At 65.1% G+C, this 19,078-nt stretch carries 22 protein-coding genes; 9 read left to right on the top strand and 13 right to left on the bottom strand.

Annotation, left to right across the window (positions count from 1 at the left end):
- The first annotated feature begins 14 nt into the window (after positions 1 to 14).
- On the top strand, positions 15 to 257 hold the full coding sequence (locus GGR00_RS13445) for a DUF1344 domain-containing protein (RefSeq protein WP_055970386.1): 243 nt from the start codon (positions 15 to 17) through the stop codon (positions 255 to 257).
- A 146-nt stretch (positions 258 to 403) separates the two neighbouring features.
- Here the strand turns inward: GGR00_RS13445 and GGR00_RS13440 are convergent, their stop codons facing one another.
- Entirely contained in the window at positions 404 to 820 is a 417-nt protein-coding gene (locus GGR00_RS13440) for a hypothetical protein (RefSeq protein ID WP_184699682.1), read from the bottom strand.
- A gap of 227 nt (positions 821 to 1,047) precedes the next feature.
- On the opposite strand from GGR00_RS13440, the gene GGR00_RS13435 reads away from it, so the two are divergent.
- On the top strand, positions 1,048 to 1,986 hold the full coding sequence (locus tag GGR00_RS13435) for a diacylglycerol/lipid kinase family protein (RefSeq protein WP_055970383.1): 939 nt from the start codon (positions 1,048 to 1,050) through the stop codon (positions 1,984 to 1,986).
- Between the two features lie 254 nt (positions 1,987 to 2,240).
- On the opposite strand, the gene GGR00_RS13430 is transcribed toward GGR00_RS13435, so the two are convergent.
- The 4 genes from GGR00_RS13430 to GGR00_RS13415 all read right to left on the bottom strand — a co-directional run bounded on the left by GGR00_RS13430 (position 2,241) and on the right by GGR00_RS13415 (position 6,596).
- Positions 2,241 to 2,462 (bottom strand): DUF6500 family protein, encoded by a 222-nt coding sequence (locus GGR00_RS13430; RefSeq protein ID WP_055970381.1) that lies wholly within the window; start codon positions 2,460 to 2,462, stop codon positions 2,241 to 2,243.
- Between the two features lie 219 nt (positions 2,463 to 2,681).
- Positions 2,682 to 3,599 (bottom strand): NAD(P)-dependent oxidoreductase, encoded by a 918-nt coding sequence (locus tag GGR00_RS13425; RefSeq protein WP_184699681.1) that lies wholly within the window; start codon positions 3,597 to 3,599, stop codon positions 2,682 to 2,684.
- Positions 3,596 to 4,807: a mandelate racemase/muconate lactonizing enzyme family protein gene (locus tag GGR00_RS13420; RefSeq protein WP_184699680.1), complete on the bottom strand. Its 1,212-nt coding sequence runs from the start codon at positions 4,805 to 4,807 to the stop codon at positions 3,596 to 3,598. Before GGR00_RS13420 ends, GGR00_RS13425 begins: the two co-directional genes overlap by 4 nt.
- Positions 4,808 to 4,979: 172 nt before the next feature.
- Positions 4,980 to 6,596, bottom strand: a complete 1,617-nt coding sequence (locus GGR00_RS13415; RefSeq protein ID WP_184699679.1) for a GMC family oxidoreductase — start codon at positions 6,594 to 6,596, stop codon at positions 4,980 to 4,982.
- Between the two features lie 181 nt (positions 6,597 to 6,777).
- On the opposite strand from GGR00_RS13415, the gene GGR00_RS13410 reads away from it, so the two are divergent.
- Positions 6,778 to 7,170 (top strand): acyl-CoA thioesterase, encoded by a 393-nt coding sequence (locus tag GGR00_RS13410; protein ID WP_055970372.1) that lies wholly within the window; start codon positions 6,778 to 6,780, stop codon positions 7,168 to 7,170.
- 31 nt (positions 7,171 to 7,201) lie between these two features.
- Here GGR00_RS13410 and GGR00_RS13405 read toward each other — a convergent pair whose 3' ends face one another.
- Entirely contained in the window at positions 7,202 to 7,570 is a 369-nt protein-coding gene (locus GGR00_RS13405) for a winged helix-turn-helix transcriptional regulator (protein WP_055970370.1), read from the bottom strand.
- Positions 7,571 to 7,672: 102 nt separating this feature from the next.
- Here GGR00_RS13405 and GGR00_RS13400 point away from each other — a divergent pair, with 102 nt between their 5' ends.
- Positions 7,673 to 8,278 (top strand): NADPH-dependent FMN reductase, encoded by a 606-nt coding sequence (locus tag GGR00_RS13400; protein ID WP_184699678.1) that lies wholly within the window; start codon positions 7,673 to 7,675, stop codon positions 8,276 to 8,278.
- A gap of 69 nt (positions 8,279 to 8,347) precedes the next feature.
- Here GGR00_RS13400 and GGR00_RS13395 read toward each other — a convergent pair whose 3' ends face one another.
- From GGR00_RS13395 to GGR00_RS13375, 5 genes are all read right to left on the bottom strand, one after another.
- The gene (locus GGR00_RS13395) at positions 8,348 to 9,655 is read right to left on the bottom strand and encodes a hemolysin family protein (protein WP_184699677.1); all 1,308 of its coding nucleotides are present in this window, start codon (positions 9,653 to 9,655) and stop codon (positions 8,348 to 8,350) included.
- Between the two features lie 82 nt (positions 9,656 to 9,737).
- On the bottom strand, positions 9,738 to 10,445 hold the full coding sequence (locus GGR00_RS13390; RefSeq protein ID WP_184699676.1) for an LssY C-terminal domain-containing protein: 708 nt from the start codon (positions 10,443 to 10,445) through the stop codon (positions 9,738 to 9,740).
- An 87-nt stretch (positions 10,446 to 10,532) separates the two neighbouring features.
- Complete coding sequence (locus tag GGR00_RS13385; RefSeq protein ID WP_246441362.1) at positions 10,533 to 11,558, bottom strand: extensin-like domain-containing protein; 1,026 nt, start codon at positions 11,556 to 11,558, stop codon at positions 10,533 to 10,535.
- Positions 11,559 to 11,657: 99 nt separating this feature from the next.
- Positions 11,658 to 12,629: an extensin-like domain-containing protein gene (locus GGR00_RS13380; protein ID WP_246441361.1), complete on the bottom strand. Its 972-nt coding sequence runs from the start codon at positions 12,627 to 12,629 to the stop codon at positions 11,658 to 11,660.
- 103 nt (positions 12,630 to 12,732) lie between these two features.
- Positions 12,733 to 13,158 (bottom strand): DUF3775 domain-containing protein, encoded by a 426-nt coding sequence (locus GGR00_RS13375; protein WP_055970357.1) that lies wholly within the window; start codon positions 13,156 to 13,158, stop codon positions 12,733 to 12,735.
- A 155-nt stretch (positions 13,159 to 13,313) separates the two neighbouring features.
- Here GGR00_RS13375 and GGR00_RS13370 point away from each other — a divergent pair, with 155 nt between their 5' ends.
- The 3 genes from GGR00_RS13370 to GGR00_RS13360 all read left to right on the top strand — a co-directional run bounded on the left by GGR00_RS13370 (position 13,314) and on the right by GGR00_RS13360 (position 14,939).
- Positions 13,314 to 13,664, top strand: coding sequence for a DMT family protein (locus GGR00_RS13370; RefSeq protein WP_055970355.1), 351 nt, complete (start codon positions 13,314 to 13,316; stop codon positions 13,662 to 13,664).
- A gap of 63 nt (positions 13,665 to 13,727) precedes the next feature.
- Complete coding sequence (locus GGR00_RS13365; RefSeq protein ID WP_184699675.1) at positions 13,728 to 14,300, top strand: tetratricopeptide repeat protein; 573 nt, start codon at positions 13,728 to 13,730, stop codon at positions 14,298 to 14,300.
- Between the two features lie 102 nt (positions 14,301 to 14,402).
- On the top strand, positions 14,403 to 14,939 hold the full coding sequence (locus tag GGR00_RS13360; RefSeq protein ID WP_184699674.1) for a tetratricopeptide repeat protein: 537 nt from the start codon (positions 14,403 to 14,405) through the stop codon (positions 14,937 to 14,939).
- A gap of 66 nt (positions 14,940 to 15,005) precedes the next feature.
- Here the strand turns inward: GGR00_RS13360 and GGR00_RS13355 are convergent, their stop codons facing one another.
- Complete coding sequence (locus GGR00_RS13355) at positions 15,006 to 16,139, bottom strand: PQQ-dependent sugar dehydrogenase (RefSeq protein WP_184699673.1); 1,134 nt, start codon at positions 16,137 to 16,139, stop codon at positions 15,006 to 15,008.
- A 286-nt stretch (positions 16,140 to 16,425) separates the two neighbouring features.
- On the opposite strand from GGR00_RS13355, the gene greA reads away from it, so the two are divergent.
- Positions 16,426 to 16,899 (top strand): transcription elongation factor GreA, encoded by a 474-nt coding sequence (gene greA, locus GGR00_RS13350; RefSeq protein WP_055970348.1) that lies wholly within the window; start codon positions 16,426 to 16,428, stop codon positions 16,897 to 16,899.
- Between the two features lie 42 nt (positions 16,900 to 16,941).
- Positions 16,942 to 18,024: a glycosyltransferase family 4 protein gene (locus GGR00_RS13345; RefSeq protein ID WP_184699672.1), complete on the top strand. Its 1,083-nt coding sequence runs from the start codon at positions 16,942 to 16,944 to the stop codon at positions 18,022 to 18,024.
- Positions 18,025 to 18,526: 502 nt separating this feature from the next.
- On the opposite strand, the gene GGR00_RS13340 is transcribed toward GGR00_RS13345, so the two are convergent.
- Entirely contained in the window at positions 18,527 to 19,066 is a 540-nt protein-coding gene (locus GGR00_RS13340; RefSeq protein WP_244487735.1) for an acyltransferase, read from the bottom strand.
- Positions 19,067 to 19,078 lie beyond the last annotated feature (12 nt).

Raw genomic sequence — 19,078 nt, 5'->3', positions numbered from 1 at the left:
CCGGAGTACCAGACATGAACAAGTTTCTTGCAACGGCCGTCGCTTCGTTTGCCTTCATCGGTGCCGCCTATGCCGCCGACATCGAAGGCACCGTGCAGTCGGTCGACCCGGCGACGCGTTCCATCACGCTGGAAGACGGCAAGGTCTATGTCATCCCCGAAACCATCAAGGTCGACGAACTGGCCGCAGGCGCCAAGGTGAAGGTGACCGTGGACGATACCACCGGTGCCGTGACCGCGATCGAAAAGGCCTCCTGAGGCCGCTTCGCGAAGGCGCGCCTTGCTGCCCCCCATTCGCCACCGGCGCGCGACATTCTCGACACCCTTCCAAGCTACCTTTGGCCGGCCCGTTCGCGGGTCGGCCATTCTTTTTCCGAGGCCATTCTTTCCGAAGCGTTGACGCGTCAGAAAGCGATCGGAAACTTTTCCGCCAGCCAGTTGGTCGAGCGCCTGGCGGCAGCCAGCGTGCCGCCCGCGGCGTGGCCGAGGCCGGAGCGGACCAGCGCATAGCCATTCGTGGTGGGGTAAAGTGCGGACTCGCCGCCCTCGACGATGCCGGAATAGGCGGCGGGCTGGATTTCAGGCTGGGCCGGCGTGGCCGGAGCCGAAGCAAGCTGCGGTTCGGCAAAGACGGTGGTGCGGCAGATGCCGGTCACCAGCGGGTAGTCGTGATTGCCTTCGCGCAGGATGCGGCTCTTCATCGCCGCCTCGCAATCGGCGACCGAAGTCCATTGCGCCGGCGTCTCGCCGATATATTCGCAGAGCTTGGCATCGCAGTCGCAGCCGACGATGGTCATGGCGACAAGGGCTGACTTGATCACGGTCCGAATCCTCAGGGATTGTTGACGACGCGATTTCTCCGCCCCGAACGCGGCGCCAGTTGGCCGCAATCATGGCATGACGGTGGCTGTGTGAATTCGCGTCGGCGTTGTGGCGGTAAGGCCTCGGTAGATGTGAACTTCGCAACCTTCCCCCTTGCGCATTCGCCCGTGCGGCGAACAATAAGCGGGGAGGCGGCGGCGCGAGTGCCGCCGGGAGGGTGCGTTTCGTGAAGATCGGCGTGGTCAGGAATCCGGTGGCTGGCGGTGGCCGGCTGGACGCGCATTGGACGGAGGTCGTGGCGACGCTGTCGGCGCGCTTTTCCGACCTCGACATCCGTGAGACCGAAGAGCCTGGCGACGGGGCGGTGCTGGCCCGTGACTTGGTGGCGCTGGGATGCGAGATCGTCGTTGCCGCCGGCGGCGACGGCACGATCAGCGAGGTGGCCGACGGGCTGCTGCAGATGCAGGCCGAAACCGGCAGCACGGCGGTGCTCGGCGTCCTGCCATGTGGCACCGGCCTCGACTTTGCCCGTGGCATGGGCATTCCGGTCGATGTCGCTGCGGCGGTCGAGCGCATCGCCAGCGGCACGGACCGGCTGATCGACGCCGGCCGCATCTCGTTCATCGAGGATCACGGCCGGCTGGCGAGCCGCCACTTCGTCAATATCGCCAGCCTGGGCATGTCAGGGGCCACGGTTCGCGCGGTCAACGCCGACCGGCGCAAGGGGCGCGGCTCGGCCAAGGCGCTGTTCTTCTGGCGCACGGTGACCGAATTCGTGCGCTATCGTTTCCAGGACGTCCGCATCACGGTCGACGGCGACGCGCCGGTCGAAGCCAAGGTGGCGCTGGTCGCGGTGGCCAACGAACGGTTCTTCGGCGGCGGCATGATGATCGCGCCCGATGCCGAACCCGACGACGGGTTGTTCGACATCGTCATCCTGCGTGCCGCGAGCAAGCTCAAGCTGATGCTCGACCTGCGCCTGCTTTATGGCGGGCGCCATCGCAACCATCCCGCCATCACCATCCTGCGCGGGCGCAAGGTCGTGGTCGAGCCGCTGGGCGATCCGCTCGCCAATGCCGCGCTGGTCGACATCGACGGGGAATCGCCGGGGCATATTCCGGCGACCTACGAGATGGTGCCCAAGGCGTTGAAGGTCAGGTGCTGATTCAAAGGGTTCGGGAAAAGAATCGGGAAATTGGGCTATGTGCCTGATTTCTTAGCGCTGCCCCTCATCCGCCTGCCGGCACCTTCTCCGCGTCATGACGAGGAGAAGGGAACACTGCCGCGGCGCTGCGCCCTCCCTGGGTCGTGCGCGCTGCCGAGCCAACGAGCAATGAAGGGCGCAATGCCGACGTCTCCCTCTCCCCGTCTTTTACGGGGAGAGGGTAAGGGTGAGGGGCAAATTCGTAAGGCAGATTGCTAGGCATCCATCGCCCGGACCAGTGCCTCGATCTTCGTCGCTTTTTCGAAGTGGTCGAGCTTGTGGGTGCGGATCCACCATTCGGCGGCTTCCATCAGAAGCTCCGGATCGTCGTTCCTGTTGGCAAAAAACGCATAGAAGGACAGTCCGACATCTGGGCCCTTGGCGGCGATCTTGCGCGCGCAGACGTCGAGAATTTTTGCCCTCAGGCTCGGCCGCATCGGAGATTCCTTCAGATGGAACTCAGGGCTATCTCAGGCTGAAGCCGGGAGTCAAAGGCTGGGGATAGGGCAGGCGGTGAGGGCCCTTACCCTCCCCCTTGTGGGGAGGGTGGCCCGCAGGGCCGGGTGGGGGTACTCGTAAAACGCGGAGCTTGCCGACCCCACCCCGTCGCTTCGCGCCGACCCTCCCCACAAGGGGGAGGGTGACGTCGCTGCCATTCAAAGCTTCGCTGGAAATCCCGGCGCGCGCAGGTCTGTACCCGTCGCGTCCTCCAGCAACTTGACGATCATCGTCGACCAGGCATCGCCGCCATAGGCCGCCTTGCCGCGTTCGAAGATCGCGTTGACGCGCTCGGCGAGGTCGAGCGGCACGCCGCCGTCGCGCGCCATGGCCAGCGCAAAGCCGAGGTCCTTCAGCGCCAGGTCCATGGTGAAGCCGATGTCGTAGGAGCCGTTGAGCACCAGCTGGCTCTCGGTCTCGTGGACGAAGCTGTTGCCCGAGGAGGCAACGATGGCGTGGTAGGCCTGGGCGAGGTCGAGCCCGCCCATCTTTGCCAGCATCAGCGCCTCACCGGCGGCGACGAGGTGGATGAAGGCGAGCATGTTGGTGATGACCTTGATCACCGCCGCCGAGCCGATCGGCCCCATCAGGAACGATCTGGCGCACATCGCCTCGATCGCCGCGCGGTGGCGCTGGTAAAGCGCAGGATCGCCGCCGACGAGCGCCGTAATCCTGCCTTCGGCGGCAAGGTGCACGCCGCCGGTGACGGGGCATTCCAGCGTGTAGATGCCAGCCTCGGCGGCCAGGTCGGCAAGGCGCAGGATCTCGTCGCGGCCGTTGGTCGACATCTCGATCCAGCTGCCGCCCTTGGGCAAGCCGGCGAGCAGGCCCTCCGGACCAATCAGCACCGCCTCACTGACCTTGGGCGAGGGCAGGCAGGTGATGGCGTTGCCGGCGCGGGCGGCGGCATCGGATGGGCTTGATGCTGCGGTCGCACCCAGTGCGACGAGACACTCGACCGCCTCGGGGTTGCGGTCATGGACGACCACCTCGAAGCCGCCGCGCAGCAAGCATGCGGCGAGGTTGGCGCCGAGGTGGCCGAGGCCGACGAAGGCGTAGGCGAGGGGTTTTGTCATGGCATCAGCGGGGTCTGAACCATCTGCAGATGCAGGTGGGGACCATCATAGGGATTGGCCTCGCAGACAGTCTCGTCGAGCTCGACGCCGAGGCCGGGCTCCTTCGACGGGATGACGTTGCCGTCCTGCCATTCGATCTTGTTCTTCAGCAGGCTGGCGTGGAAACCGTCCCACTGCTTGAGCGATTCCAGGATGAGGAAATTGGGCAGGGTGACGGCGAGCTGAATGTTGGCGGCGCCGACGATCGGGCCGCAATAGCAGTGCGGCGCCACCTGGATATGATAGGCCTCGGCCATGGCGGCGATCTTCTTGGTTTCGAGGATGCCGCCGGAGCGGCCGAGATCGGGCTGCAGGATGGTGGCGGCACGGTTTTCGATGACGCGGGCGAACTCGAATCTTGTCGTCAGCCGCTCGCCGGTGGCGATTGGGATCGAGGTGCCGCGCGCGACCTGAGCCATCACTTCGGGCATATCAGGCGGCACCGGTTCCTCGAACCACAAGGGGTCATAGGGCTCGATGGCACGCGCCATGCGCAGCGCTCCCGAGGCAGTGAACTGGCCATGGGTGCCGAAAAGGATGTCGGCGCGGGTGCCGACAGCCTCGCGGATGGCCTTCATCATGCGCACCGACAGGTCGATGTCGATCAGGCGCGGTTGGTGGCCGTCATAGGCGGTCCACGGACCGGCCGGGTCGAGCTTCACCGCGCTAAAACCCTGGTCGACATAAAGGGCGGCGCATTCGGCCGCCATGTCGGGATCGTTGTAGACGTTCTTCGGCGCGACATCCTCGGTGTGGACGCTGCCCGTGTGTGGGTAGAGGTAGGTGTAGGAGCGCAAAGTCTCGTGTACCTGGCCGCCGAGCAGCTTGTAGACCGGCTTGCCGGCCTCCTTGCCGATGATGTCCCAGCAGGCCATCTCCAGCGCCGAGAAGCAGCCCATGGCCGAGACGTCGGGGCGCTGGGTGAAGCCGGAGGAATAGCAGCGGCGGAACAGGTTTTCGATGTCGTGCGGGTCCTGTCCCAGAAGATAGCGCTCGGCCATGTCCTCGATCATCTTCGCCGTGACATCGGCCGAGAAGGTGGCGTTGTAGGCCTCGCCATAACCGACCACGCCGCCGTCGGTGGTGAGCTTGACGAAGATGAAATACTTGCCGCCGATGCCGGGCGGCGGGTTGTTGACCACGAATGTCCTTACGTCGGTGATCTTCATGCGGATTCCTCCCGTAACCTAGTTGACGGTGCGCCGCCCCTCATCCGCCTGCCGGCACCTTCTCCCCGTAAGGACGGGGAGAAGGGACAAGCGGCGCTGTTGACGCCTCCCTCTCCCCGTCCTTCACGGGGAGAGGGTAAGGGTGAGTGACCGCGCCAACGTCGGAAACTCTTCACCCAACATCCTCCAGCACCAGCCCCGCGCCTTTCCAGCCGGTCATGATGGCGGCGGCGTTGGTGTTGCCGGTGATGTTGTCGGGGAAGATCGAGGCGTCGATGACGCGCAAACCTTCGACCCCGTGGACGCGCAGGCGCGGGTCGACCACCGAGGTCGACGGGTCCGGGCCCATCCGGCAGGTCGAGACGGGATGGTAGACGGTGCCCGAGCGCTTGCGGAAATCGTGAATCAAGTCGGCGTCGGAAGTGATTGACGGACCTGGCAAAACCTCTTCCGCGATGATGTCTGCGATGGGCGTCTGCGCGGCGATCTTGCGCAGGAATTTCACTGCGTCGAGCATCTCGGCGACATCGCTCTCCGTCGAATAGGCGTTGACGGTGATGCGCGGGTAAACGGTCGGATCGGCGGAGCGGATCATGATCTCGCCACGGCTCGACGGGCGGCAGTTGGACAGGCCGATGGAAAAGCCGGGGAAGGGATCGGGCGACAGGATCGGGCGCTCGCCGGCCTTCGGCAGCACGGTGGAAAAAACCTGGAAATAGAGCTGCATGTTGGGGCGTGCGCGTGCCGGATCGGAGCGGAAGAAGCCGCCGCCCTGGTTCATGCTCATCGACAGCGGGCCGGTGCGCAACGCCAGGTATTGCATGCCGGCGAGCGCCTTGCCCCACCAGGGCCGCAGCAGCTGGTTCAGCGTCGGCACCTTGGCCTTCCAGGTGTAGTTGATGCCCTGGTGGTCCTGCAGGTTGCGGCCGACATGTTCGTTGGCGTGCAGCACCGGCCTGCCGAGCTCGCCGAGCAGCCCTGCCGGGCCGATGCCCGAGAGCTGCAGCAGTTGCGGCGTGTTGACCGAACCGCCGGAGAGGATCACCTCGCGGCCGGCGCGGGCCGTCTTTTTCGCGCCGTCCTGCCGATACTCGACGCCGACGGCGCGCTTGCCGTCGAACAGCACCTTGGTCACCAGCGCGTTGGTCTCGACCCGGACATTGGCGCGCTTCATCGCCGGGCGCAGGAAGGCGCGTGCCGCCGACATGCGCCGGCCGCCCTTTGTGGTGATTTGATAAACGCCGACGCCCTCTTGGGCCTCGCCGTTGAAGTCCTGATTCAACGACAGCCCGGCCGCTTGCGCCGCAGCCAGGAAGCGGTGGGTTAGCGGATGGACGTTGTTCCTGTTGTCGGTGACGTGGATCGGCCCGCCCCTGCCGCGCAGCTTGGTACTGCCAGCCTGGTTGTCCTCGATTGCCTTGAAGGCGGGCAGCAGGTCGTCGAAACCCCAGCCGGGATTGCCGGCGTTGCGCCAGGCGTCGAAATCCTCGCGCGCACCCCGGATCCACACCATGGCATTGATCGAGCTGGAGCCGCCGAGAATCTTGCCGCGCGGCCAGTGATCCTTGTTGCCGGCAAGGCCGGGGTCGGGCTCGGCGGCATAGTTCCAGTTCACGGCAGGGTCGAAGAAGGTCTTGCCGTAGCCGAGCGGCATCTGGACGAAGAAGCGGCGGTCCGTGCCGCCGGCCTCGATCACCAGCACCGAATGACGCCCGCTCGCCGACAGCCGCTCGGCCACCACCGAACCGGCGGAACCTGAACCGACAACAATGAAGTCGAACGTCTGCATGCGGGCGGCGGCCTGTCGAAATACCACGATCCGGCCAGACTATCGCCTCGGCGAAAGGCTTCGGCGTCGGTTACGGCATGGCCTGTGAAAAATACGACCGGCCGATGCAACAGATGCGGCGTTGACGCGGCTGCCGCTGCGAAGTTACGGGTGGGGAAGAGAACGGTACAGGGAAATGACGATGGTGCAGTATGCCGATGGCCAGCCGACGGGCGAACTCACGCTGAGGACGCTGGCGATGCCGGCCGACGCGAACGCCGCCGGCGACATCTTCGGCGGCTGGGTCATGGCGCAGATGGATCTTGCCTGCGGCATCCGCGCCGCCGAGCGCGCCCGGGGCCGCGTGGTGACGGCGGCGGTCAAGGAAATGGCCTTCGCCAAGCCGATGAAGATCGGCGACACGCTGTGCATCTACACCCATGTCGAGCGCGTCGGTCGCACCTCGATGACGCTCAAGGTCGAAGCCTGGGCGCAGCGCTATCTCTCCGACCTGATGGAGAAGGTGACGGACGCCGATTTCGTCATGGTGGCGCTCGACGGCGAAGGCAAGCCGAAGGCGGTGCCGGCGGAGTAGGGGTGGTGGCGAGCTCGTGGCTCGCCGTCGCTCATCCGGCCATCGCGTCGAACTTCATCCGCGCCTCGGCCACGCGGCCCTGGTTGAGTCGCGCCCATTCGCCAAGCGCAAACACCGGAACCAAAAGCTCCCGACCAAGGTCGGTGAGCTCGTAGTCGACGCGCGGCGGGATGGTCGGGAAGACGGTGCGGGTGACGAAGCCGTCGCGCTCGAGCCCGCGCAGCGTGGTGGTCAGCATCTTCTGCGAGATGCCGCCAACGGCATGGCGCAGCTCGTTGAAGCGCATGGCGCCTTCGCCGAGCTTGCCGACGACGAGCACTGTCCATTTGTCGCCGACACGCTGCAGGATATCGCTGACGGCGCGACAATCCTCGGTGCGGTGCGGGTGCCTCGGTATCAAAAAAGTGCCTCCTTGTGCGGGCGTTTTCCAGTCACCTATATAGCGTCGGTATCCATCAGTTACCAGTATCACATTGATACCCACGCCCGAAAGGTTCCTGCCATGTCCAAACCCAAGATCGCCCTCGTCGTCGGCTCGACGCGCGCTGCCCGCTTCGCCGACACGCCGGTGGAGTGGATCGCCAAGATTGCAAAATCCCACGCGGATATCGAGGTCGAAATCGTCGACCTCAGGGATTTCCCGCTGCCCTTCTTCGATGAGGTCGCGTCCTCGGCCTGGGTGCCCTCGCAGAGCGAAGTGGCCCAGCGCTGGCAGAAGAAGGTGGCCGAGTTCGACGGCTTCATCTTCACCGCCGCCGAATACAACCACGGCCCGACGGCAGTGCTGAAGAATGCCATGGATTACGCCGCCAAGGAGTGGAACAAGAAGCCTGCCGGCTTCGTCGGTTATGGCGGCGTTGGTGGTGCACGCGCCGTCGAGCAGCTGCGCATGCATGCGGTCGAACTGCAGATGGCGCCGACCAAGACTGCCGTCCACATCGTCTGGGGCGATTTCCTGGCCGTGCGCCAGGGCGAGAAGAAGCTCGCGGACATCGAGCATCTCAACCAGGCCGCCAACGGGCTGATCGAAGAGATCACCTGGTGGGCGAAGGCGCTGAAGGTCGCTCGCGAAGCTGACGTTCTGGCCGAAGAGGCCAAGGCTGCCTGATCGGCGGCTGAGAAAGATTCCTCCCAGGGAATAAAGGGCGGCCTTGAGCCGCCCTTTTTTATTGACGGGTCAGTGCGCCGACTTGCCGTTGCCGGACAGGCGGGACGCCAGGACCTTGTCGATGCGGCGGCCGTCGAGGTCGACGACCTCGAAGCGCCAGCCCTGGGCGTCGACGCATTCGCCGGTGGTGGGCAGATGGTGCATGTGCGACAACACATAGCCGGCGACGGTTTCGTAGTCGCGGTTCTCGGGCAGGTCGATGCCAAGCTGGTCGGCCATCTCGTCGGCCTGCATGTAGCCGGCAAGCAGCCACGAGCCGTCCTCGCGCTGGACGGCATTGTCGACATCGTCCTCGTCGAGATCGGATCGGAACACGCCGGTGATCGCCTCGAGGATGTCGGCCGGCGAGACGATGCCTTCGAAATGGCCGTATTCGTCATGGACCAGCGCCATCGGCACTTCCGACTGCTTGAGCGTGGCAAGCACGTCGAGCGCGTCGGCCTGGTCGTGGGCGATGGGAGCGGTGCGCACATGCTTGCGCGGGTCGAATGCACGGCCGGCCAGGAGCGAGGCAAGCATCTCGCGGGTCTGGACGACGCCGACCATGGCATCGACAGAGCCTTCGCCGGCGGGAAGGCGCGAATGCTGGGTTTCCATCAAGAGCTTGCGGGTGGCCGCTTCGTCGGCCTGCAGGTTGATCCAGTCGACCTCGGTGCGCGGGGTCATGACGGCGCGCACGGCGCGGTCGCCCAGGCGCATGACGCCTGCAATCATGCGGCGTTCGTCGGATTCGATGGTGCCGTGATGCTCGGCCTCGGCGACGAGCATCTTGATCTCCTCGTCGGTGACCTTTTCCTCGCTTTCGCCGCGCTGGCCGAGCAGCCAGAGGACGCCACGGCCGGAGATGTCGAGCAGCCACACCAGCGGGGCGGCGATCTTGGCCAGCAGCGCCATGGCGGGCGCGACGCGGACGGCGACGCCTTCGGGGTCGCGAAGCGCGATCTGCTTGGGCACCAGCTCGCCGATGATCAGCGAGCCATAGGTGATGGCGGCGACGACGATGCCGACGCCAAGAGCATCGGCGGCACCGGCGCGCACGCCGTATTCCGCAAGGAGCCCGCTCAGCCGCTGGCCCAGCGTGGCGCCGGAGAAGGCGCCGGAAAGCACGCCGACAAGCGTGATGCCGATCTGCACCGAAGACAGGAACCTGCCGGGGTTGGCGCCGAGCTCAAGCGCGCGACCAGCACCCTTGACGTTGCGGTCGATCATCGCCTTGAGACGGGCGGGGCGGGAGGAGACGATGGCAAGTTCGGACATTGCCAGGAGGCCGTTCACACAGATGAGGACGACCACGATACCGATTTCAGCGTAAAGCATAATGATTGCTGCATAGCATTGCTTCCGCCCCTTCGAAAAGACGGCTGCAAAAATACTCTTCCCCGACGGGAGGCTTGCCTGCCTATTTGCGCGGCGCAAGTACCGCAACCATGACCTTGCCGTCGGTAAAGTAGGGATCGCCGCCCCCGTTGCGGCCTGTCTTGGTGAGGCCGATGCCGGGAACCGTCTCGACCGACAAGACTCGCCCGGCCGCGGTGAGGTCGCGGATCACCTGGTCGCGCTCTGCGTCGATGTCAGGCGCGATGTGGTGGGTGATCTCTCCGGTGTCGTGGCTGACGCCGACACCACGGTCGAAGCTCGCGGCGCCATACCAGGTCGGTCGGCCGTCGGGCCCGAGCGCGAATGTCAGCCAGAGGCGAATGTGGTGGCGCGTGTCGGGGCTGTTGCCGACCGGCTTTTCGAAGGCAATGTCCTGCGGGCGGCCGTCAAGCAGCAGAGTCGACACGGGGGCGTCGCGATAGGACCGGTCGAGCAGCACGCTTTCGCCGATTTCGAGCGAGGACTTGAGCGACAGGCCATCGGCGCGGTTCCAGCCTGCCGCCGTGAAGGCTCCGAGCAGGTCGGCCTCGGTGCCGACCATGCCGACATTGATGGGATCGCCGAGGATGCCTTGCGGCGTGGTGGTGATCAGGGCCGGGGGCTTGAGGCCATCGTGCAGGATGCGGAACGACCAGAACTCGGGCGCGGCGAAATAGGCGAGCGCGATATAGCTCGCGCACAAGGCCGCAAACCACAGGGTTGCCTGTCTGTGCAGTTTCCCCCTAGCCATCGGATCCGCCGCCCCAGATGGGTGAAGCAGGATTTTTATCCCCATTCAGGGCCACAGGCAAACCCGCGCCGGGTTCGTCAGGGCGCGTCAGCGGCAGGCGCGATAGCCGTTGCGGCGCTGCTTGATGTCGAAATGGAAGTGGTTGCGGTGGTCGTAATTGTAGCCGGGGCCGAGCACCGTGTTGAAATAGCTGCAGCCATCGGCGCGGATGGTGTTGAGGAAGCCGCGTGTGCGGAAGGCAAACAGGCCGGGCTTTTCGACGTCGATGTCGCGGCCGTTGTTGAGCTCGATGCGCATGATGTCGAGCGCGTTGCCCTTGCCGTGCTCCGACAGGGTGCGCGAGCCGGCGATCTTGCGGCAGGAATAGCTCGAACCCTGGTGGATCGTCTTGACGCCGGAGAAGTAGCGCAGGCGCGCGGCCGGCACCAGGTCGCGCTTGGTCCAGGCGGCGAAGCTGGCGGCCATGGCGCAGGTGACGGTGGCGGCGGGCTTCATCTGCACCGAGCCGATGGCCGAGACCTTGACCGGATAGTCGATGCCGCACGCCGCGCCGCCGCCGATGGGCGGCAGGTCGCGATACTGCACGTCGAGCTTCTTCAGGTCGGCACGGCAATCGACCTCGTCGGCCGGCATCACCGCCGGCCGCATCGGCGCCGTCTGCGGCTCGTTCGAAGGATCGTCGAGCTTGGGATAGGCGACCATGTAGGGGTTGGAGGGTACCAGCGTCTGCATGCCGCGCCCCTGAGCCGGGGCCAGCGAAGCGGTGCGGACAGGCTGCGGCTGCCGGGGCTCGATCTGGCCCAGGTTCTCGGCTTGTGCGTCCAGCGTCGGTTCGATCGCCGGATCGGCCGATGCCATCGCCGAATCGGACATGTCATAGGTCATGTCGGCTGCGGGCGCGGCATTGTCCTGGGGGATTGGCTCGACAGGGGCCAGCGAGGCGGTCTGCGAACCGACGTCGACGGCCGGCTGTAGCGCGAAGACGTCGCCCGAGGTGCAGGAACTGACCCCCAGGCCGACGATCGTCAGCGTCGTGGCAAGCAGCAGGGCGCGCTGGCGCGAGGTGCGGCGCGATGGTTCGGCTGGGCTGGCGGCGCGCGAATCTGCGGCCATGCGAAGGCTCCTGTCCCTTGAGGGAGTGAGCCTAGACCGCAAGGGTAAAGGAAAGATCAGCGCCGCCATTCACGGCTGCGGCGGAATTGCGGCGCGCGCCTATTGGCAGAAGGTGCCGCCATTGCGCCGGGGCGCGAGGTCGAAGTGGAAATGCAGCGCGTGATCGGCGTCGCTGCCCGGGCCGAGCACGGTCTTGAACGGGCCGCAGGCGGCCTCGCGGATCCGGGACAGGAACCTCGCATTCTGCGCCGGCGGGGCCGGTTCGACGTCGATGGCCGTGCCCTTGCTCAGGGTGAAGCGGGCGATGTCGAGCGCATTGCCGAAGGCATGCTCCGACAGCTTGCGCGTGCCGTTGCGCGGGCGGCAGACATAGGCCGAGGCCTGGTCGACCGTTGCCAGTTCCTCGCCGAACTCGGCCTTTGCTGCCGGTGCAATGACGTTTGCGGTAAACCGTGCCGAGGCTTCTGCCGCGGCACAGTTGATGAGCGCGTCGGGCGCGATGTCGACCGCGGCGGAAAGCCGCTTCAGCTTGAGCGGAAACGGCAGTGCGCAACCGTCGGCATTGCTTTGCGGTGCCGCCTCCTCGAATTCGGCGCCCAGCTGTTTGAGGCGGACGCGGCAAGCCGTCTCGTCCGCGGGCATGGTCGCAGGCCGTTCGGCATTCGATCGCTTGTCGGGCAGCATCTTCGGCGCCGGCGGGCCGAACATCTCGCCCGCCGGTGGATTGGCTGCCGCACGGTCGGGGCGCGTCGGTGGAACGGGAACGGCGGCCGGCACAGGCGCGGCTTGCGACCGTGGCTCCGGCATCGGCGGGCCGAACATCGGGCGCTCGGGCTGCTGGCTGGCATCGGGCTGCGGCCGAGGTGTCGGGATCGCCGCCTGCTCGAGCGTCCGGGTTGTGTTGGCCGGCGATGGTTGGGGCAGGGGCGGCGCCGGCGCCGCTTGCGGCACCGGAGCCCGGACGGGCAGGACGGGCCTGGCGCTCTCGGCAAGGCCGTGCGGCATCGCGGCGAAAGTCGCCAGCGGCAAGATCAGGATCAGGGAAGGCAGGCGGCGCTTGCATGTGTGCATCGGCGCTCAACGTCACCGGCCGGCCGCTGGTTGCCGAGGCGGCGACGGCAAGGCCATCAAATTCGGTGACGGGACTGTCATCAATGCAGGGAGGCGCGGCTTCTCACGCGCCCAGCGCCTCGAGGCCTTCTTCGAGCCAATCGCCCAGCATCGGCATGCCGAGAAGGTACTTGGCGGTGCGGCGATTGCTGCGCTGGCGTGCCTCGGCGACGGCGTCCTGCCACTCCGAAGCGTCGTAGTCGCCGCGGCCGATCCAGGCGAGGGCGACGAGTTCGGCGGCCTCGTCGACATTAAGGTCGCTGATCAGCTGGCGCAGCTCCTTTTCGGTGAGGTTTTCTTCCTCTTCCTCGGCGAGTCCGGCGTGATGGTGATTGTCGTGGGTGCCGCCGTCATATTCGATCTCGTGCTCGGCGCCGTCCTCATAATCCTCGTTGACGCCGGCGCTGATTGCCTTGGCCTTGAGGATGAACACCCGCACGGTGTCCGGGCCGATGGTCAGGTCCCACTCTTTTTCGCGCCGCTGCTGCACGAGCGTGCTCCTGGTTGCCTTCCCCCCACCTGATGATAGCGCATTTGGCGGCAACGTCACTGCCTCGATGTTCGCGGGGTGGTTGCCGCGGTTGACACGGCGCACGGCGAGGCAGAAATAGCCGGCCTTCCTTCCTCCTCCACGCGGTATCCCCCATGGCTTTGCTGCTTTCGCCGAAGATCTTTCCTGTGCTGATGCTGATCGCGTCCAACGTGTTCATGACGTTCGCTTGGTATGGGCACCTGAAGTACAAGGCGGCTCCGCTTTACGCGGCTGTCATTTTCAGCTGGCTGATCGCCTTCTTCGAATACTGGCTGGCGGTGCCGGCCAACCGCATCGGCCACCAGGTCTATTCTGCGGCGGAGCTCAAGACGATGCAGGAGGTGATCACGCTCTCGGTCTTCGTCATCTTCTCGGTGTTCTATCTCAAGGAAGGCATCACCTGGAACCATGCCATGGGCTTCGCGCTGATCGCCGGCGGGGCGGCGCTGATTTTCCGCGGCTGAGGCAGGACGAAACACCGCCATCGACGCGTTGACCTCGTCGGGGACGCATCGGTGGAGGTAGCCATGCAGATCCGATATCTGAGACTTCTGGCAGGCGCGTTGGTGTCGCTGCCGCTGTTTGCCGTACCCGTGTTTTCCGCCGATGGCGGCGGAGGCGGCAATTCCGGCGGCGGCATGGGCGGTGGTGGCGGCAACGGTGGCGACCAGGTCAAGTGCCGCACCGGTCTGGTCTACAACAAGAAGACCAAGAAATGCGAAGCGCCCAAGGCCGGCATGATCGATGACGACAGCCTGTACCTGGCGGGCCGGGCGCTGGCCATGGACGGCCGCTATGACGACGCGATCAAGGTGCTGGCGCTGGCCAGCGACAAGACCGACGCCCGCATTCTCAATTATCTCGGCTATTCCCACCGCAAGGCCGGGCGCATCCTCGTCGGCCTCGGCTATTATCAGGAGGCGATCCTCAACGATCCCGACTACATGCCGGTGCGCGAATATATGGGCGAGGCGCATCTGACGCTCGGCGACGTCGCCGGTGCGCGGCTGCAGCTGTCGGAAATCGCCGAGCGCTGCGGCACGGGCTGTCGCGAATATGGCCTGCTGGCCGAGCAGATCGAGACATATCTCAAGGGCTAGGCCCGGAACGCCGCCGGTTGGGCTCGGCATTCACGCCGTCCCCGGATGAAATCCGGCCCCGGATGCGTTAATCTCGCGATGGGCGCATTTTAGGAGGTAGCGATGCAGACCCGAATTGCGAAAGTGCTTGCTGGCGTTGTCGTGTCGCTGCCCTTGCTGGCGGCGCCTGTGTTCTCCGCCGACAGCGGCGGGAGCAGCAGCGGCGACGAGGTGAAGTGCAACAACGGCATGGTCTACAACAAGAAGACCAAGAAATGCGAACCGCCCAAGGCGGGCATGATCGACGACGACAGCCTCTATTCGGCGGGCCGGGCGCTTGCCATGGACGGCAAGTATGACGAGGCGATCAAGGTGCTGACGCTCGCCGCCGACAAGACCGACCCGCGCATCCTCAATTATCTCGGCTATTCGCACCGCAAGGCCGGGCGCGTGCTCGTCGGCCTCGGCTATTACCAGGAAGCGCTGCGCAACAATCCCGACTACACGCTGGTGCGGGAATATATGGGCGAGGCGCAGCTGATGCTCGGCGATGTCGCGGCTGCCCGCGTGCAATTGTCGGAGATCGGCAAACGCTGCGGCACGAACTGCCCGGAATACGGCATGCTGGAACAGCGGATCGACGCCTATCTGCGGGGGTAGCCGGCGCTGTAAGGCAGCGGGGGCAGGGCAACTGCCCCAACCCCGCTGCCTTATTGCCGTTGCCCCTTAGTCGCCGCGCGACAGCCTGACGATGGCGCCATTGTTTTCGTCGGTGAGCAACCAGACAGAGCCGTCGGGGGCGACGTTGACGTCCCGGATCCGGCCCAGTGCGCCGTCGAGCATGCGCTCCTCGTCGAGGACGTTGCCCTTGGCATCGCGGTCGAGGCGGCTCAGCAGTTCGAATTTCAGCGATCCGACGAGCAGGTCGCCTTTCCATTCCGGGAACATGTCGCCCTGGTAGCTGGCGAGGCCGGAAGGCGCGATCGACGGATCCCAGTAATACAGCGGCTGCTCGTAGCCCTTGGCCGACGTGCCGACGCCGATCTTTTCGCCGGAATAGTCGCGGCCATAGGTGATCACCGGCCAGCCATAGTTCTTGCCGGCCTGGGGCCGGTTCAGCTCGTCGCCGCCCTGGGCGCCATGCTCGACGGTGATCAGGGCGCCGAGGACCGGGTCGTAGGTCGCGCCCTGCAGGTTGCGGTGGCCCTTGGACCAGATTTCCGGCGCCATCGCCTTTCCGTCCGGCGAGGGATTGTCGGCGGGGATCGAGCCGTCGGCATTGATGCGGATGACGGCGCCGGCATGATCGTGCATGTCCTGGGCGCGGTCGCCATCGCCGCGGTCGCCCGTGGTGACGAACAGCGTGCCGTCGTCGTTGACGACGATCCGCGAGCCGAAATGCTGCCCGGCACCGGTCTTGCGGCTCATCGAGAAGATGACCTGGACATCCTCGAGCCGCGCGGCCTTGCCTTCGCGAACCAGCCTTGCCCGCGCAAGTGCGGTGCCCGCGCCGCCGCGGCCGGGCTCGGAGAAGCTGAAGTAGATGGTGCCGGAACGTTCGAAGTCGCGGGCGACGGCGATGTCCAGCAGGCCGCCCTGGCCGCGGGCCGCCACCTTCGGCACGCCCATGACCGGATCCGACAGGCCGTCTTGCGAGAAGATGCGGATGTTGCCGGAGCGTTCGGTGACGATGGCTTCGTTGCCCGGCAGGAAGTCCAGTCCCCAGGGGTGATCGAGGCCGTCGGCGATGACGTCGGCGCGGAGCGTGAGGTCCTGGGTGTTGAAGGTTTGCGTCTCGGCGAGGGCCGGCGAACCAACCAGGGCGAACATGAGTGCAAGTAGCGGCGTGTGGTTGCTCATCTATCCGACATAGGTGGAAAGGCTGGCGCGGCAACGGCAGCAGAGCATCAAAGCTGTGCAGGTTCAATCACAAGCGGGTGAAGCGGCGAACGCTCAGGTTGTCTGCACCAACAGGTCTATGGTGGTAAACGAATTTTTTGACGTGAATTCTGCGGCAGGATTGCTATATTCGCCGGAGATAGAGGTGAGACGGTCCCGTTAGCCGAGGCTGCCGGACCGTTTTCTTTTTTTGTGCCTCGCGGCAGCAACAGGCAAGCCGCGCGGCAAAGGCCAGGAGAGGTCGACTATGAACAAGGTTCCGATGACGGCGGGTGGATTCGTCGCGCTGAAGGAAGAGCTGCGCTGGCGCCAGCAGGAAGAACGCCCGCGCATCATCGAGGCCATCGCCGAGGCGCGCTCGCATGGCGACCTTTCGGAAAATGCCGAATACCACGCCGCCAAGGAATCGCAGAGCCTCAACGAGGGCCGGGTCAACGAACTCGAGGACCTGATCGCGCGCGCCGAGGTGATCGACGTCACCAAGCTGAACGGCGACAAGATCAAGTTCGGCGCCACCGTCGTGCTCGTCGACGACGATACCGAGGAAAAGAAGACCTACCAGATCGTCGGCGACCAGGAGGCCGACGTGAAGTCCGGCCGCATCTCGATCTCCTCGCCGATCGCGCGCGCGCTGATCGGCAAGGAAGTCGGCGACGCCATCGAGGTCAACGCGCCGGGCGGCGCGCGCGGCTACGAAATCGTCCAGGTACAGTTCATCTGAGGCGTGGGCGGCACCTGCCGCCGCATACCGGACCAGACAACGATGACAAAAGCACAAAGCCGCGCCGACATTTCCGGCGCGGTCGACATGGCGCGCATCGAGGTGATCGCGCCCAATCTCAAGAAGCGCCTGTCGGGCGTCACCAGCACCATCGTGCAACTGGTGCCGGTCCAGGCGCGCGACCTCAGCATCGCGGTGTTCGGGCCCGGCCTGCCCGACAATCTGCCCAAGATGCGCTGGTGGCAGCTGCCATCGCTGCTCCGGCGCCCGGCCTCCGGCCGGCCCCGCATCTGGCACGCCCGGCGTAACGTCGAGATGTTGGCCGGACTGGTGCTGCGTGACGTCTTCCGGGCGCCGCTGAAGCTGGTGTTCACGTCGGCCTCGCAACGACACCATACCGGATGGAGCAAATTCCTCATCCGGCGCATGGACGCGGTGATCGCCACCAGCCGCAAGACCGCAGCCTATCTCGAAGTGCCCAACACGGTGGTGATGCACGGCATCGATACCGTCCGGTTCTGCCCGCCGGAAAATCGGGCCGACGCGAGGAAAGCCGTCGGACTGGACCCGGCGCGCCAGTATGTCGGCTGTTTCGGCCGCATCCGCCACCAGAAGGGAACCGATCTGTTCGTCGATGCGATGATCGCGGTGCTGCCGGAGCGGCCGGAATGGTCGGCGATCATCGCCGGCCGGGCGACCGCGCAGCATGTCGAATTCGAAGAGCAGTTGCGCACCAAGGTAGCCGCGGCCGGCCTGGCCGACAGAATCCTCTTCGTTGGCGAGCACACGGACATCCCGCGCTGGTATCGCGCGCTGTCACTGTTCGTCGCGCCGCAACGCTGGGAAGGTTTCGGGCTGACGCCGCTCGAAGCCATGGCCAGCGGGGTACCCGTGGTGGCGGCCGATGTCGGCGCGTTTTCGGAGCTGGTTCCGCCGGACGCCGGTATGGTCGTTTCGGCGGATGACCTGCGGGTCATGATCGCTGCGTCTAGCGCTTTTATGGATCATCCCGAACGGCAAGCTGCGGCCGGAAACGCCGCATTGGCCTATGTTCGGGCAGATTTCCCGCTCGAGCGCGAGGTAGACAATCTCGCCGCCGTCTATGGGCGGGTCTGGGCGCAGTAACAAGTTGATTCTTGCACGCTTGTGGGCGTTCAACTTGGTTCCTCGGGCACTAGGCTCGACCACAATAATGCATTCTTGGAAGGAGCTACGGTGATAGAGGGAGGTTTCTTTCCACCTGACCGAGGCTACTGGCAGGCAATCGGCGAGTGTCCGACAAGATCTTGGCAACTTATCCCATCGCACGATTGACGTGCCCCTAAAGTAGGACGCGAACTTCGACTGGACAGGCGCGGAATGGTCGGTTCAGCCCAAGACTTGGTCGATCAAACGCTGATTGATGGTGCCTATGCTGGCGCACTTCGGCATCCTGCAACAATTATCAAATTCAAGGGTGTTGACGGGTGGGTGACCCGTGAAGCAGCTGCCATCATCGCTATCTGTGACGCCGTGTTTTCCATGTACAAACCCGCTTTGCCCGTGAGGAAGTGCTCACCACAGCCATCGCGACGGCCCAAGACGAGGCGGCGCTCGACGCAATCGACGTCAGCGCCGGCTGGCCGGCTTAGATCGTCTCGGGAGTTCCACGCATCTTGAGTAACTTGGCTGGAACGCCACCGTAGACCCCGAATGGCTCGGTCTTGCCCCGTACAACCGCCCCCGCTGCGATGACGCAACCGGTGGAAATATGGGCTCCATCCAGAACGGTGACGTTGGCACCGATCCATACATCGTCCTCAATGGTAACTCCGCGTTGCGTGCCGCCCTGCGATCCGATGGGCCTATCGATGTCCGAAAAGTTATGGTTCGACGGGATAATGACAGTATGGGCTGCGATGCGTACCCAGTTGCCGATCTTGAGACCTCCATGCCCATAGAGGATAGAATACGGGTTAATGGTGCAGTTGTTGCCGATCAAAATATCTCCCGGCCCCAACAACATCGCTCCCGGGTAAATGGTAGTGTCGCGACCGATAGAAATTGAACCACTCCGAGGACGGAGAACGGCCCTTTGACTTACTTTGGCGCGGTGCCCTACACGAATTCTACCGCGACTGAGCAAAGCCAAGACCTTGGCGCGGAAGATGCTTGAAGTGATTTTCATGTCCGTCTGTCT

The organism is Aminobacter aganoensis (genome assembly GCF_014206975.1).
In the GTDB taxonomy this organism is placed as follows: domain Bacteria; phylum Pseudomonadota; class Alphaproteobacteria; order Rhizobiales; family Rhizobiaceae; genus Aminobacter; species Aminobacter aganoensis.
This window is presented reverse-complemented; position numbering and strand designations above follow the sequence as displayed.